The 13,450-nt window shown below is 76.5% G+C and carries 11 protein-coding genes; 5 read left to right on the forward strand and 6 right to left on the reverse strand.

Annotation, left to right across the window (positions count from 1 at the left end; all coding sequences use genetic code 11):
• Window positions 1-10 precede the first annotated feature (10 nt).
• Window positions 11-2,839 (forward strand): DVUA0089 family protein, encoded by a 2,829-nt coding sequence (locus U5M74_RS08775; RefSeq protein ID WP_410908141.1) that lies wholly within the window; start codon window positions 11-13, stop codon window positions 2,837-2,839.
• Window positions 2,840-2,917: 78 nt separating this feature from the next.
• Here U5M74_RS08775 and U5M74_RS08780 read toward each other — a convergent pair whose 3' ends face one another.
• The 3 genes from U5M74_RS08780 to U5M74_RS08790 all read right to left on the reverse strand — a co-directional run bounded on the left by U5M74_RS08780 (window position 2,918) and on the right by U5M74_RS08790 (window position 6,625).
• The gene (locus tag U5M74_RS08780) at window positions 2,918-4,030 is read right to left on the reverse strand and encodes a pirin family protein (protein WP_410908143.1); all 1,113 of its coding nucleotides are present in this window, start codon (window positions 4,028-4,030) and stop codon (window positions 2,918-2,920) included.
• Window positions 4,031-5,045: 1,015 nt separating this feature from the next.
• Window positions 5,046-6,050, reverse strand: coding sequence for a hypothetical protein (locus U5M74_RS08785; RefSeq protein ID WP_410908145.1), 1,005 nt, complete (start codon window positions 6,048-6,050; stop codon window positions 5,046-5,048).
• Between the two features lie 23 nt (window positions 6,051-6,073).
• Window positions 6,074-6,625 carry a DinB family protein gene (locus U5M74_RS08790; protein ID WP_410908147.1) on the reverse strand — a complete coding sequence of 184 codons (552 nt, stop codon included), beginning with the start codon at window positions 6,623-6,625 and terminating at the stop codon, window positions 6,074-6,076.
• A gap of 53 nt (window positions 6,626-6,678) precedes the next feature.
• Here U5M74_RS08790 and U5M74_RS08795 point away from each other — a divergent pair, with 53 nt between their 5' ends.
• Window positions 6,679-7,281 carry a TetR/AcrR family transcriptional regulator gene (locus U5M74_RS08795; protein ID WP_410908149.1) on the forward strand — a complete coding sequence of 201 codons (603 nt, stop codon included), beginning with the start codon at window positions 6,679-6,681 and terminating at the stop codon, window positions 7,279-7,281.
• Window positions 7,282-7,395: 114 nt separating this feature from the next.
• Here the strand turns inward: U5M74_RS08795 and U5M74_RS08800 are convergent, their stop codons facing one another.
• Window positions 7,396-8,325, reverse strand: a complete 930-nt coding sequence (locus U5M74_RS08800; protein WP_410908151.1) for a sugar phosphate isomerase/epimerase family protein — start codon at window positions 8,323-8,325, stop codon at window positions 7,396-7,398.
• Window positions 8,326-8,459: 134 nt separating this feature from the next.
• Between U5M74_RS08800 and U5M74_RS08805 the strand changes: the two genes are divergently transcribed.
• On the forward strand, window positions 8,460-8,729 hold the full coding sequence (locus U5M74_RS08805) for an HPr family phosphocarrier protein (protein WP_410908153.1): 270 nt from the start codon (window positions 8,460-8,462) through the stop codon (window positions 8,727-8,729).
• A 68-nt stretch (window positions 8,730-8,797) separates the two neighbouring features.
• Here the strand turns inward: U5M74_RS08805 and ptsP are convergent, their stop codons facing one another.
• Entirely contained in the window at window positions 8,798-10,477 is a 1,680-nt protein-coding gene (ptsP, locus tag U5M74_RS08810; RefSeq protein ID WP_410908155.1) for a phosphoenolpyruvate--protein phosphotransferase, read from the reverse strand.
• Window positions 10,474-12,057 (reverse strand): PTS transporter subunit EIIC, encoded by a 1,584-nt coding sequence (locus tag U5M74_RS08815; protein ID WP_410908157.1) that lies wholly within the window; start codon window positions 12,055-12,057, stop codon window positions 10,474-10,476. Before U5M74_RS08815 ends, ptsP begins: the two co-directional genes overlap by 4 nt.
• A 222-nt stretch (window positions 12,058-12,279) precedes the next feature.
• On the opposite strand from U5M74_RS08815, the gene U5M74_RS08820 reads away from it, so the two are divergent.
• Window positions 12,280-13,146, forward strand: coding sequence for a GntR family transcriptional regulator (locus tag U5M74_RS08820; RefSeq protein WP_410908159.1), 867 nt, complete (start codon window positions 12,280-12,282; stop codon window positions 13,144-13,146).
• The gene (locus U5M74_RS08825; RefSeq protein WP_069984132.1) at window positions 13,143-13,388 is read left to right on the forward strand and encodes a glucose PTS transporter subunit EIIB; all 246 of its coding nucleotides are present in this window, start codon (window positions 13,143-13,145) and stop codon (window positions 13,386-13,388) included. Before U5M74_RS08820 ends, U5M74_RS08825 begins: the two co-directional genes overlap by 4 nt.
• The last annotated feature ends 62 nt before the right edge of the window (window positions 13,389-13,450 follow it).

Raw genomic sequence — 13,450 nt, forward strand, 5'->3', positions numbered from 1 at the left:
CCGCCCGGCGGTGGCTGCGCTCGCACTGGCCGTCTCGTGGGCGCTCCTGCTGCCCACCGTCCCGGCCTCCGCAGCCCCGTCGCCCGACCACGACCTCGACGCCGAGCACCTGCCGCGGCCCGAGCGTCCGCGCGACGTGACGGAACGCGAGTTCGACGCGGACGCCGTCCTGGTCCGCTTCGAGCCTGGCGCCGCCAAGGCCGCGAAGGACCGGGCCCTGTCCCGGCGCGACGCGCGCGCCGGGACGGCCGTCCGCGGCACGGGGTGGGTCGAGGTGCGCGCCGAGGGGTCCGCCGTCGACCTCGTGGAGAGCCTCCGCGACGACCCGGCGGTCGCCGACGTCAGCCTCGACTACGCGCGCAGCGCCACCGCCGCGCCGAACGACCCGGCGTACGCCTACGGCGACCAGTCCTACCTGGACACGGTCCGGCTGCCGCAGGCGTGGGACCGGACCAAGGGCTCGACGAGCCAGGTCGTCGCGGTGGTCGACAGCGGCGTCGACGTCAACCACCCGGACCTCCGGGGCCGCACGGTCGCCGGCTACAACGCCATCACGCCGGGCACCGCGCCCGCCGACGACAACGGCCACGGCACGATGGTCGCCGGCATCGCCGCGGCCGACACCGGCAACGCCGCCGGCGTGGCCGGCGCCGCCTGGACGGCGCGCGTCATGCCCGTCAAGGTCCTCGACGCCGGGGGCGTGGGGTACGACTCGGACGTCGCCGAGGGCGTGGTCTGGGCCGCCGACCACGGCGCCCGGGTCATCAACCTGTCGCTCGGCGGCCCGGACGACGGCTCGGTGCTGCACGACGCGATCCGGTACGCCACCGGCAAGGGCGTGGTCGTCGTGGTGGCCGCCGGCAACGACGGCGACGGCCGCCCCCAGTACCCCGCGGCGTACCCCGAGGTCGTCGCGGTCGCCGCGACCGACGCCGCCGGGAGGCTCACCGACTTCAGCTCCCACGGCGACTGGATCGACGTCGCCGCGCCCGGTGCCGCCATCGTCTCCACCGGTCCGGGCGGGGGCTACTACGTCGGCGACGGCACCTCCTTCGCCGCCCCCATCGCCTCCGGCACCGTCGCGCTGGTGCGGACGCTGCACCCGTCGCTGACCCCGGCGCAGGTGCTCGCCCGGCTGCGCGGCACCGCCCGGGACGCCGGCCCGCGCGGCATCGACCCGTACTACGGCTACGGCGTCCTCGACGCGTACGCGTCGGTCGGGGGCTCCTGGGCGAGGGAGTTCCCCGCCCCGTCCCTCGGGGCAGGCGAGCCCAACGACGTGCCGGCCCGGGCCACCGCGCTCGGCGCCCTCGCCACCACCCTCGCCCGCACGGGGACCGTCGGCGCCGAGGGCGACGTCGACTGGTACACGTTCTCGGTCGGCGGCCTCAGGTCCGTCGGCGTCACGGTGACCCCGCCCGCGTACGACCTCGGCCGGTCGCAGAACGTGGACCCGGTCGTCGCCGTCTACGACCGCGACCTGCGCCTGCTCGACCAGGTCGACGCCGGTGCCGCCGGCGACCCGGAGAAGGCCGCCGTCACGCTCGCCGCGGGCTCCTACTACGTCGCGGTGAGCAGCTACAACGGCGCGCTGGACACGCGCCCCTACACCGTGGCGCTGACCTCCGCCCCGACGTCGTCGGCCCCGAGCCCGGCGAGCGAGCAGGCCTGGGTCCGCGGGGCGTCACCGGCCGACTTCGCCACGTCCGTCCCGGTGACGGCGAGGCCGGCGGTGACCTTCGCCCGCGACGTCGACCCCGCCTCGGTGACGGCCTCCACGGTGCGGCTGCTCTCGGGTCGCACCGGGGCCCCCGTCGCCGCCGGGCTCTCGGTCAGCGGGGGCACGGTGACCCTGACCCCCGCCGCGGCGCTGCAGGACAACACGCCGTACCGGATCGCCGTCAGCGGGGTCACGGACCGCGCGGGCAGCGTCCAGACCGGACGGTTCAGCCCCACCTTCCGGACGGTCGACGTGGCGCCGCCGGCGGTCGCGGGCCTCAAGGCGCAGGGCGCCCTCCAGGCGGCCACGCTGACCTGGGCGCTACCAGGCATCACCGACCTGGACAAGGTCGTCGTGCGGGCGAGCGCGGGCACCACCGCGCCGTCGAGCCCCAGCCAGGGCATCGCGGTGTACGCCGGGACCGGCAGCTCCGCCAAGGCCACCGGCCTGACCGCCGGCACCACCTACACCTTCCGCGCGTGGGTGCGGGACCGGTCCGGCGCCTACGGCCCGGCGTCGACCGTGACGCTGCGCGGCACCCAGGTCTCCTCGGCCAGCAGCACCACCGCGCTGACCTCCGGCGGCTCGGTGACGCTGACGGGCAGGCTGGTCCGCAAGGACACCGGCGGCGGGCTGTCCGGGCTGCCCGTCCAGCTGTACGGCAGGGACAAGGGCGCGTCCTCGGACACCCTGATCGCCACGGTGACCAGCGGCACCGGCGGTGCGCTCACGTACACCCACAAGCCCACCAAGGGCGTCACCTACAAGTGGGTCTACCGGGGCTCCGGCACGCTCACCGGCAGCGTCAGCCCGCTCCGGACGGTGACCGTGGCCACCCGGGTGACCGGGACGCTGTCGAGGACCTCGTTCCCGCTCGGCGGCACCGTCACGCTCTCCGGCTCGGTCGCGCCCAGCCACGCGGGCCGGACGGTGTACCTGCAGCGCCACGTCGGCGGGTCGTGGAAGAACGTCACGAGCAGGAAGCTCTCGGCGTCGAGCGCCTACTCCTTCTCGATCAAGCCGACCACCCGGGGGACCTACACCTACCGGGTGCACGTGCCGGCCGACACCGACCACGCGGCCGGCTACAGCCCGTTGCGGAGCTTCAAGGTCTCCTGACACACCCCTCCCGTCGTGGGTGCAGGACACGCCGGAGGTTCCGGGAGACGCCCGGCATGTCCTGGACCCACAACGGGATCAGCTCATCGCCGGCGGCTCCGCGACGCCCGGCGCGGGCGGGGTGACCGGCCGGGTGCGCGGCTTGAGCGTCGCGTCGGGCAGCGCCGGGGCGCGCAGCGGGCCCGACGCGTAGCCGTCGACGCGGCCGAACCTCCGCCCGGCGGCGCCGTCGGTGTAGGCCGTCGCGCCGTCCGGCCCGTCCGGCCCGTCCGCGCCGCTCCCGGCGTCCGGGGCGTCCGCCACCTGGGCCATCCAGTCCGCCCGCGCCCGCGCGACGTCCTCGTGCGTGCGGCCCACGAAGTTCCACCACATGACGATGTCCTCGTCGAACGGCACCCCGCCGACGAGCACCGCCCGCGCCGGCCCGCCGGCGCCGGCCTCGACGACGAGGCGGTCGCGGCCCGGGGCGGTGCAGGCGAGCTGGTCCTTCGGCACCGCGGCGCCCTCGAACGTCACCTCGCCGGCGTCCACGAGCAGCGCGTGCTCGAACGCCGGGTCGGCCTCGACCTCGAGCCGCGCCCCCGGGGCGAGGTCGACCTGCGCGCCGACCAGCGGCGTGTAGGTCCGAGCCGGCGAGACGAGCCGCCGTCCCGCCACGGCGAGCGCGCCCATGAACACCTGGACCCGCGCGCCGTCGGCCTCGTGGACCGGCAGGTCCTCGTGGTGCTCGAAGTGCGGCGCCTCGCCGAGCGCTGACGCCGGCAGCGCCGTCCACAGCTGTACGCCGTGCAGCAGCGGCGGCCGGCCCGCGCGGGGCGACTCCTCCGAGTGGGAGATGCCCACGCCGGCCGTCATGAGGTTGAGCTCGCCCGGGCGCACGGTCTGCAGCGAGCCCACGGAGTCGCGGTGCAGGATCTCGCCCTCGAACAGCCAGCTCACCGTCTGGAGGCCGGTGTGCGGGTGCGGGGGCACCTGCATCCCCGCAGAGCGCGAGACGTCGTCGGGGCCGTAGTGGTCGCAGAAGCACCAGGCGCCGACGAGGGAGCGCACGCGCTGCGGGATGGTGCGCCGCACGCTCATCGCGCGCGGGCCGCCCAGCGGGACGTCGCGGGCGGTGAGCAGCTGGACGCCCGGGGCCGCGTCGCCGGCGGCGCACACCTGCTCGTCGGGCCGCGACTCGAGGTTGCTCATGTCGCGAGCCTAGGGCCAGGACGCCGGGCGTCGGCAGGGTCCCGACCCCGGCCGGCTCCGGACCTCGGCCGGCTCCGGACATCGGAGTCGGCCGAGGCCCCCGGGGCGGCCGGGGGCCTCGGCGAGGACCGCGATCCCCTGGCCGACGTGGTGGGGGCCAGGGGCGCCGTGTGACGTCACGACCCCGGCAGGACCGCCGGGCGCGGAGCCGTCGCGCACGCAGTCGTGCGCAGGGCCCCCACCCGTTTCTCCACGGCCCGCCGGACGCGGGTGGTCTTCCGGCCCCGCTCGAGCACCTGCGTCGTCATCCGCAGCCCGCACCGCGGCACGGGAGGCTCGTTCGTTCTCCGGTCGACCGGTGTCTCGTCCGCGAGGCCGGCACCTCCTGCAGCGAGGTGTCCGGTGGTCGTCGGCGAGACCGGTAGCCACGTTTGTAGTGCCGGCATCACCCTCGGGGCAAGACCCTTCCGGGGTGGATCGGGGCCGCTCCGGCTGACCACAGACTCGTCCACAGGGTGTGCCGCGGAATCCCCACATCACCCACAGGCCTGTGGACAAAATTTGTGGACGGGAGTGCCGTCCGCACCGGTCCCGGCGTCTCGCGAGGCGTTCCCCACAGCCCTGCGGACCCGGCGCGGCGGCCCCGCGCACCGCCCCGCGAGGCCGCGGGCGACGCCGCGGGCCCGACCGTGGGGAGCGCCGCGGCCCCGAGCGCCCGACGTCACATCGCTCCAGGTAACAGGACGGAAACAGAGTGTTCTCGCGCCTTCCGGAGTACCGGTAGCATCGGGCGGTCCTCCCTGCAGGCAGGGCCGCGACGGCCGTTGCCCCGACCGGCCGAGGGCCGCCAGCGGCGGAGGATCCGCGGCGTCGAGGCCTTGCGCCGGGATGCCGCCGGCGTCATTCACAGGCGGTGAACAACGCGGTGGAAATCACACCCTTGTCCACAAGCCCCTGTGGACGGAGGCTGTGGACAGTGCTGGGGACGCCGCTCCGACGGCCGCCGCGCGACCGGTCACACCCACGCCCCGGTCGTCGCCCCGGGCTCCAGCCGTGCCTGCACCTCGTCCGGCGACGCGAGGAACCCCCCGTCGTCCACGAGCGCCCCGCCGGCCCGCTCGCGCAGCGCGAGCGCCAGCCGCGCGACCACCGACCGCATCCGGCCGCGCGCGACGACGTGCAGCGCCGACGGCCGTTCCACCTGGAGCTCGTAGGGGTCCGGCGGCAGCCACCGCAGGCGGTACGCGAACGGCCCGTACTCCCGCCACCCCAGCGCGCCGAGGGCGCGCGGCACGCGGTCGACGTGCTCGACGTCGACGCGCAGCTCGCCGTCGTACGGCGTGCTCGCCACGACGCCGTACCGCAGCGGGGCGCCGGGCGCGGTGGTCCGCGGCTCCAGCACGGCCGACGCCACGAGCGCCCGCACCGCTCGGAGCAGGTCGTCGGGCTGCAGCCCGTGCGCGGCGTAGAGCACGAGGTCGACGGCGCCGCCGGGGTCGGGCGCCAGCAGCGTGCGGCCGTCCGCGAGCACCGCGCCCCCGGTCTTGCGCGCCACGGCCACCGCCCACTGCACGGCGCGCAGCTCCCCGCCCTGCGGCAGCCCTGCCGCGAACGCGCGGGCGACGCCGTCGCGGTCGTCGTGCGACCTCGGCCGCGGGCCGCGGACGGGCGGCGCGCCGTCGGTCCGGGCCACGGCGTACGCGTCGGCGGCCCGGCCGCCGCGCACCTCCAGCGCCGCGGCGTCGTCCGCGGCCACCGGGAACGGGCCGACGACGACGTGCTCGCCGTCGACCCGCAGCACGCCCGGCGACCGCTGCTCCGCGGGCGCGGCGTGCGCGCCGCGGAACCGCGCGCCGGCGGCGGCCCGGGGCGCGGGCACGACGACGGGCTGGCGCAGCCAGACCACCTCGGCGAACCAGGCCTCCGCGAGCACGGGCAGCGACGGCGCACCGTCGGACGGCACCAGCAGCAGGTGGTCGCGAGCGTGCTCGGCCGGCACGGACGGCGGGGCGGACGGCACGGCGCGCGACCGCGGGGCGGGCGTCAGGCGTCGACGTCGTGCAGGTGGTGCACGACGTCGTGGAGGAAGTACTGCCCCAGGGTCCGCACGGTGAACACCGAGCCGTTGGACCGGCGGCCCGGGCGGTCCAGGTCGGCGGCGGTGATGGAGTCGAAGCGCTCGGCCGCCTGCTCGCCGGCCAGCTCGAGCTCGCGCGCGACGACGGCCGGGTCCTGCCGGGCGTAGCCCTCGGCCACCGCGGCGGCGTCCTGGTCCCAGTTCGCGAACTGCGGGTCGTCCCGCGTGAGCATCGCCTCGAGCCGCTGGTCGAAGATGCGGAAGACGTCGCGCACGTGCGCGCCGTACTCCAGCGGGGACCAGACGTCGGCCCGGGGCCGCTCGCGGGCGTCGGGACGCTCCAGCGCGGCGCGCCAGCGCGGCAGCGTGGCGCGCACGGCGTTCCCGACGCCGAGCGGGTCGGCGTCGGCCGCCACGAAGCCGCACTCGGGGCACGGGCGCTCCAGCACCCAGGTCCAGTCCTTGGTGTCGGGGAGGATGGGGTCGGCGGCCGCAGGCTCGGGCGTGGGATCGGTCACAAGGGCGAGAGTAGCGGCCGGGGGTACTGACGGCGAGCGCCTATGATGTCAGCATGCCCAAGATCATCGGCAAGAGTCTGCACGAGCACCGCCAGATGACCCGGCACAAGCTGTTCACCGCCCTGTCCACGCTGATGCAGGAGCGGGGCTTCGACACCATCACGCTCGCGGACATCGCCGCCGCGGCGGGGGTGGGCCGGACGGCCGTCTACAACCACTTCCCCGACAAGGAAGCGCTGCTCCTCGGCTTCATCACGCACGAGACCGAGCAGTACGCCCTGACGCTCGAGCGGTCGCTCGAGGGCGTGGACGACCCGGTCGAGCAGCTGCGCACGTACATCCGCCAGCAGGCCCAGCTCGCGCGGGTCTTCCACCTGGCCCCGGGCCCGGACCTGCGCACCGTGCTGTCCCGCAGCACGCTGCAGCGGCTGCGCGAGCACGCCGAGATCGTCGAGTCGATCCTGCGCCGCATCCTGCGCTCCGGGATCGAGAGCGGGGAGTTCCCGGAGCAGGACATCGACCCCACCGTGCAGCTGGTCAACGCCTGCCTGTCCGGGCGCCTCATCCCCGAGGACGCGCCCGCGCGCGAGCGAGCCGTGCGCGCCACCGAGGCGTTCGTGCTGCGCGCGGTGGGCGCGCGCGACGTCGCCGCCTGAGGCGCGACGTCGCCGCCGGAGGACCGGCCGGGGGCCCGGCGTCCCGAGGCCCGGCGCCGGACGCCTCGTCAGCGCCTCGGCTCACCAGCGCCTCACCAGCGCCTCACCAGCGCCTCACCAGGCGTCGGCGACCCGGTGGTGGTGCTCGGGCGGCGGCGGGGTGTACTCGCGCGGCTCCGGCTGCAGGTAGGAGCGCGCGTACGTGAGCGCCGCCTCGAGGTCGGCGTGCCGCTCGTGGGCGGTGCGGGCCCGTCGGGTGGCGATCTCGACGACGACGTCGCCGCGCCAGCCCCGGGACACCAGCTCCTCGAGCACCAGGTCGCACGGCTGGTTGCCGCGGCCCGGCACGAGGTGCTCGTCGCGCGCCGCGCCGGAGCCGTCGGCCAGGTGCACGTGCCGCAGCCGGTCGCCGAAGACCTTGACGAGCTCGAGGCCGTCCTGGCCGGCGCAGGCCGCGTGGGACAGGTCGAGGGTGACGTGGTCGTACCCGTGCTCGGTGGGGTCCCAGCCCGGCAGGTAGGCCATGTAGTCGCGCCGGCCGCGGTGCTTGCGCGGCCGCCACGGGTACATGTTCTCCACGGCGATCGTCACACCGGTGTCCTCGGCGAGCTCGCGCACCTGGTCCTGGAACTCCCGCGCGTACCTGTACTGCCAGCGGAACGGCGGGTGCACGACGACCGTGCCGGCCCCGACCTCGAGGGCGAGGTCGACGCTGCGGCGCAGCTTGGGGGCGGGCGGGCGGCCCCACACGCGCTGGCTGACCAGCAGCGTCGGCGCGTGGATGCTGCGCACCGGCACGCCGTGCACCGCCGCCAGGTGCTGGAGGGTGCGGGCGTCCTGGGTGGCCGGGTCCGACCACACCATCACCTCGACGCCGTCGTAGCCGAGCTCGGCCGCGGCCTGGAAGGCGAAGGCCGCCCGGCGCGGGTACACCGAGGCGGTCGAGAGCGTCACGGGGATGTCGGGCAGGGCACGCTCCGGCACCGGCCGCCGCGGTGCCGGCCCCGCCTCGCCGTCGTGCGCGTTCCGGGTCTGGTCCGCCATGGCGTCACCCTAAGCCCGAGCACCGGGCACTGGCTGGGCGAGCGACCGGGCCCCGCAGGGTCGCGGCGCCCGGCCGCCCTGCCTATGATGCGACGGCTGGTCCAGACCAGTGGACCCACGCCGAGGGAGGCACCATGGAACGGTCCGTCGTCGTCGCGATCCGCGAGGGGCTGCACGCCCGGCCCGCCGCCCTGTTCGCCAAGGCCGCGGGAGAGCAGCCCGTTCCCGTGCGGATCGCCAGGCCCGGCGGCGACCCGGTCGACGCCGCGAGCATCCTCGGCCTCATGACGCTCGGCGCCGGCGCGGGTGACGAGGTGGTGCTCAGCACGCCGGCCGACGGGGACGACGACCGGGCCGCGCTCGACGCCCTCGTGGCGTTCCTGGAGCGGACCGAGGTGGCCTGACCGCGCGGGCCGCCGGCCGGCTCCGAGCCCCGGGCGCGCGGCGCGCGAGCGTCCGCCGCGCACCGGCGTCAGAGGCCGATCCGGTCGAGCACCGGGCGCAGCCGCTCGCGCACCGCGTCCCGGGCGGCCTCGGCGTCGGGCGCCGCGAGCGCCGCCCGCGCCAGCTCCCGGCAGTCGTCCGACGAGGTCGCGGCGAGCACCGCGCCGACGTCGCCGAGGGCGCGCGGCGCCATCGACAGCGACGTCACGCCGAGCCCCACCAGCACCGGGGCCAGCACCGGGTCGCCCGCCGCCTCGCCGCACACCCCGACCGGCCGCCCGCGCCCCGCCGCCCCCTCGCACGTGGCCCGCACCAGCTCGAGCACCGCCGGCTGCCACGCCGTCGACAGCACCGCCAGGTCACCCAGCTCGCGGTCGGCGGCCATGGCGTACTGGGTGAGGTCGTTGGTGCCGAGGCTGCCGAAGGTCGCGTGCTCGAACACCCACCGCGAGCGCAGGGCCGCCGCGGGCACCTCCACCATGACGCCGGCCCGCTCCAGCCCGTGCCGGGCGCACGCCGCGACGAACGCCGCGGCCTCGGCCGCCGTCGCCACCATCGGCGCCATCACCCACACCTCGGCCCGCTCGGCTTCCGCGGCCGCGGCGATCGCCTCGAGCTGCCGGTCGAGCACCTCGGGGTGGCGGGTGGCGGTGCGCAGGCCGCGCACGCCCAGGGCGGGGTTGGGCTCGTCCGCCGCGGTGACGAACGGCAGCGGCTTGTCCGCCCCGGCGTCGAGCGTGCGGACCACGACCTTGCGGTCCGCGAACGCCCCCAGCACCGGCCGGTAGGCCGCCACCTGCTCCTCGACCGACGGCTCCGCGCCCCGCCCGAGGAAGCAGACCTCCGTGCGGAACAGCCCCACGCCCTCGGCGCCCGCCTCGGCCGCGACCTTGGCGGCGTCGGCGTCCGCCACGTTGGCCAGCAGCTCGACCCGCACGCCGTCCGCCGTTCGCCCCGGGCCCTCGAGGGCGCGCTGCCCGCGCGGGCCGGCGTCCGCGAGCGCCGCGACGGTCGCCTCGTCCGGGTCGCGCTCGACCACGCCGCCCGTGCCGTCCACGAGCACCGTGTCGCCGTCGGCGAGGCCAAGCGCGCCTGCGACGGCGACGACCGCGGGGATGCCGAGCGAGCGCGCGAGGATCGCGGTGTGCGACGTCGGGCCGCCGCCGGCGGTGACGACGGCGCGCACCTGCCGCGGGTCGAGGGTGGCGGTGTCGGCGGGCGCGAGGTCCTCGGCCACCAGCACGAACGGGTGCCCGGGTGCGGGGACGCCGGGCGGCCGCACGCCGGTGAGCTCGGCGACGATCCGGTCGCGCACGTCGCGCACGTCCCGTGCCCGCTCGCTCAGCGGCGGGCCGAGCGTCTCCAGCTGCGCCGCGAGGGCGCCGGCGGCATCCCACACGGCGCGCTCGGGCGAGGCGCCCTCCTCGCGCACGCGCCGCTCGGCGTCGCGCGCGAGGGTGGCGTCGGTGGCCATGCCCGCGGTCACGGCGAGCACCTCCGCGGCGGTGCCGCCGGCCTCCCCGGCGCGGGCCAGCAGCGCGTCGCTCACGACGCCGGCCGCCGCGGTCAGCCGCGCGACGGCGGCGTCGGCGTCGTCGCCCGCGGGGCGGGGCTCGGCCGGCGGCTCGGCGACCGCCGGCGGCATCGTGGCGACGACGCCGGCGGCCCGCCCCGGGCTGACCGGGACCCCGTGGAGGGTGCCGGTCACGGCAGGTCACCGCCCGCCCCGTCCGGGCGGGCGCCTGCCGCACCGGCGCTCCCGGACTCGGTGGCCCCGGACGCACCGCCGCCGGACGCCGGGTACGGGCTCGCGCCGTGCGGCCCGGGCGCGGGAGCGCCCTCCGCCGTCGCGCCCGGGCCCGCCGCCGGCGCGGCGCCCACGGCCGCGCCCTGGGCGGCGCCCGGCGTCGTGCCGCCCGCCGTGCCCTCCGGCGTCGCCGCGGCGTCGTCGTCGTCCTCCCGGCCCGGCGTCCTGAGCTTGAACCGCGTGATGACGAACCGGAACAGGAAGTAGTAGACGACGGCGTAGCCGAGGCCGATCACGATGAGCAGCAGCGGCCGCTCGGCGATGCGGAAGTTGAGCAGGTAGTCGATGGCGCCGGCGGAGAACCCGAACCCGTCGCGGATGCCCAGGGCGTTGACCAGCGCCAGCGACGTGCCGGTGAGGATCGCGTGGATCACGTACAGCGGGTAGGCGACGAAGACGAACGCGAACTCGAGCGGCTCGGTGACGCCGGTGATGAAGGCGACGAGCGCGGCCGAGCCCATGATCGAGGCCACTGCCTTGCGGTTCTTCGGCTTGGAGGTGTGGATGATCGCCAGCGCCGCCGCCGGCAGGGCGAACATCATGATCGGGAAGAACCCGGTCATGAACGTGCCGGCGGTGGGGTCGCCGTGCAGGAACCGGGCGATGTCGCCGTGCCACACCTCGCCGTTCTCGTCGGTGTAGGCGCCGAACTGGAACCACGGGAGCGAGTTGAGCAGGTGGTGCAGGCCGATGGGCAGCAGCAGGCGGTTGGCGGTGCCGTAGACGAAGGCCCCCAGCACGGTCGAGCCGGTGACCCAGGCGCCGATGGTGTCGTTGAGCAGCCAGTCGAACGCGGGGTAGATCAGCGCGCCGATCACCGCGATGACGACGGCGGCGCCGGCGGTGACGATGGGCACGAACCGGCGGCCGCCGAAGAACGCCAGCCAGGCCGGCAGCTTGATCCGGTAGTACTTCTGGAACAGCAGCGCGGCGACGAGGCCGATGACGATGCCGCCGAGGACGCCGTAGTTGATGAGCTCCTGCTGCGGCGCCTCGAGGCCCATGCCGATCGCCTGTGTCAGCAGCGCGGTGAAGTCGCCGTTCTGCGCCGCGGCCAAGGCGGCCGGCTCGGCTCCGGAGAGCACGTCCTCGGCGCCCACCGCGGCCGGCTCCCCCAGCACGTAGGGCGACAGCGCGTCGCTGACGCCCTGGAAGACGAGGTAGCCGATGAGGGCCGCGAGGGCCGTGGAGCCGTCGGACTTCTTCGCGTACCCGACGGCGACGCCGAGGGCGAAGATCAGCGGCAGGTTCCCGAACAGGGCGTTGCCGGCGGCGGCGAAGACGTCCGCGACCGGCTGCATCCACGACAGGGTGCCGGCGACGCCGTCGGCGCCGAGCATGTCGGGCTGCCCGAGCCGCAGCAGCAGGGCGGCGGCGGGCAGCGAGGCGATCGGCAGCATCAGGGAGCGCCCGATGCGCTGGAGCTGGGCGAGCCCGGGGAACCCGCGCTTGCTCGTGGTCGGTTCCGCGACCGTGGTCATGGTGGCTCCTCGTGGTGGAGGCGCCGGGTCGCCGGCGCCGTGGGACGTGGCCGTACGAGAGCTGGACGAGCGGCGCGTCGTCGCGCAGTTGTCCAGACCACTTGCGGCCAGAATGGTCTAGACCGCATGATGTGTCAACCGCCACACCGGTGCGCCGCCGCGGGCCTCGACGCCTCTCGCGCACGCCGTCGATCGCCGCAAGGGAGGGGTGAGAATTCGGCCATGACCGTTCCCGTCGCCCCGGCCACCGACGCGCCGCCGGCCGCGCCGCAGCCGGCCTCGCACCGTGCCGGCCACAAGTACCAGGCCGTGCGCGCCTACCTGGCGGACCTCATCGAGAACGAGCTGTCCGAGGGCGACGCGCTGCCCTCCGAGCGGGCGCTGACGGACCGGTTCGGCGTCTCGCGCATGACCGTGCGCCAGGCGCTCGACTCGCTGGCCGCCGACGGCGTGCTCGTGCGCGAGCAGGGGCGCGGCACGTTCGTCGCGCCGGCGCGGGTGGACTTCGAGATGCGCCTGACGACGTTCGGCGAGGACGTGCGCCGCCGCGGCATGGCGCCGGGCACGCAGGTGCTCGACGCGGCCACCGTGCCCGCGTCGCCGCGGGTGGCCGAGCAGCTGGCGCTCGCGCCGGGCGAGCCGGTGCACGAGGTGCGGCGCCTGCGCAGCGCCGACGGCGTGCCGATGAGCCTCGAGCACGCGTGGCTGCCGGCGCGGCTGCTGCCGGCCATGCTCGACGACGGCGTGCCCGAGTCGCTCTACGGCGCGCTGCGCGCGGCGGGGTACGCACCGACCTGGGGCGAGGACACCATCTCCGCGTCGGAGGCCACGCCCGAGGAGGCCGCGCTGCTCGAGATGCACGCCTCGGTGGCCCTGCTGCGCACCCGGCGGCGCACCTACGCCGAGGACACCGCCGTGATGTACTCCCAGGCCTCCTACCGCGGCGACCGCTACTCCGTCGTCGTGCCGCTGCGCGAGGCGAAGCCCACCATCGTGCCCCGCGCGCGCGACGCGGGCCCGCACGACGGGCCGGACGGATCCCCCGACGGGTCGCCGGCCGGACCGCCCGACGGAAGGACCGACCGATGACCGTGCCCGACACCGCGCGCGCCGCCGCCATCCTCGACGGCCTCGGCGGCGTGGAGAACGTCGACGAGATCGACCCGTGCACCACCCGGCTGCGCACCCTCGTCAAGGACCCCGCGCGCGTCGACGCCGCCGCGCTGCGCGCCGCCGGCACCTACGGCGTGATGGTCTCCGGCCGGGTCGTGCAGGTCGTGGTCGGGCCGCACGCCGACACCATCGCCTCCGACCTCGCCGAGCTGCTCTGAGCCGGCGTCGCCCGCACCCCGCCGGCACCCCTGAGACCCCGTCCGCGCACCACCCGAGGAGC

It is taken from the genome of Puerhibacterium sp. TATVAM-FAB25, assembly GCF_046535855.1.
Taxonomy (GTDB): domain Bacteria; phylum Actinomycetota; class Actinomycetes; order Actinomycetales; family Cellulomonadaceae; genus Puerhibacterium; species Puerhibacterium variabilis_A.

Coding starts and splice junctions, on each gene's coding strand:
- U5M74_RS08780 (WP_410908143.1), bottom strand. CDS start 4,030: ATGAGCAACCTCGAGTCGCGGCCCGACGAGCAGGTGTGCGCCGCCGGC.
- U5M74_RS08795 (WP_410908149.1), top strand. CDS start 6,679: ATGCCCAAGATCATCGGCAAGAGTCTGCACGAGCACCGCCAGATGACC.
- U5M74_RS08800 (WP_410908151.1), bottom strand. CDS start 8,325: ATGGCGGACCAGACCCGGAACGCGCACGACGGCGAGGCGGGGCCGGCA.
- U5M74_RS08805 (WP_410908153.1), top strand. CDS start 8,460: ATGGAACGGTCCGTCGTCGTCGCGATCCGCGAGGGGCTGCACGCCCGG.
- U5M74_RS08815 (WP_410908157.1), bottom strand. CDS start 12,057: ATGACCACGGTCGCGGAACCGACCACGAGCAAGCGCGGGTTCCCCGGG.
- U5M74_RS08820 (WP_410908159.1), top strand. CDS start 12,280: ATGACCGTTCCCGTCGCCCCGGCCACCGACGCGCCGCCGGCCGCGCCG.
- U5M74_RS08825 (WP_069984132.1), top strand. CDS start 13,143: ATGACCGTGCCCGACACCGCGCGCGCCGCCGCCATCCTCGACGGCCTC.